Below are 633 nucleotides of genomic sequence, written 5' to 3' on the forward strand. Positions count from 1 at the left end.
TATACGACCCAAGCAGACAACAATCGCATCAAATTGATTTCTGCCCCACCAAGTCGTGGTTATATTTATGATCGCAACGGCGTTATCCTCGCTGACAATCAGCCGGTTTTTACCGCTATGCTCAGCCCTGATGAAGTCGAAAACCCTGAGCGTACCTTACAATTACTCGCGCCCATCTTTGATTTGACGGATGAAAATATCACCGATATTTTGGCGCGTGTGAGTAAAAGTAAAAATGATCCGGTAACCATCAAGATTGACTTAACCGAGGCGCAATTGGCGCAGTTTAGTGAACGCAAACCTTTTTTTCGCGGTGTTAGCATCCAAAGTAAGCTCACACGCTCATACCCTTATGATGAACTTTTTGCCCATGTTATTGGCTATGTCGGACGTATTAACGACAAAGAATCGAAGAGAATCAATAAAGATCGCTATGCCGGTACCGACCTTATCGGTAAGATTGGGATCGAAGATTATTACGAAGATATTTTAATTGGACAACCCGGTTATCAGTCAGTAGAAACCAACGCGCACGGCAATGTGCTACGTCAACTTGATACTAAGCCACCAATCGCCGGCAACGACATCACCTTAAGTTTAGATTATGGGTTGCAGGTAGTGGCGCAGCAGCAG

The 633-nt window shown here is 44.7% G+C and carries 1 protein-coding gene; it reads left to right on the plus strand.

Features of this window, described 5'->3' with window-relative positions; all coding sequences use genetic code 11:
* Positions 1 to 633, plus strand: a 633-nt coding sequence (locus JMW90_RS13515) for a penicillin-binding protein 2 (RefSeq protein ID WP_476705330.1), incomplete at both ends; no start/stop codon positions are given.

This window comes from Psychrobacter glacincola (assembly GCF_904846215.1).
Lineage (GTDB): Bacteria > Pseudomonadota > Gammaproteobacteria > Pseudomonadales > Moraxellaceae > Psychrobacter > Psychrobacter glacincola.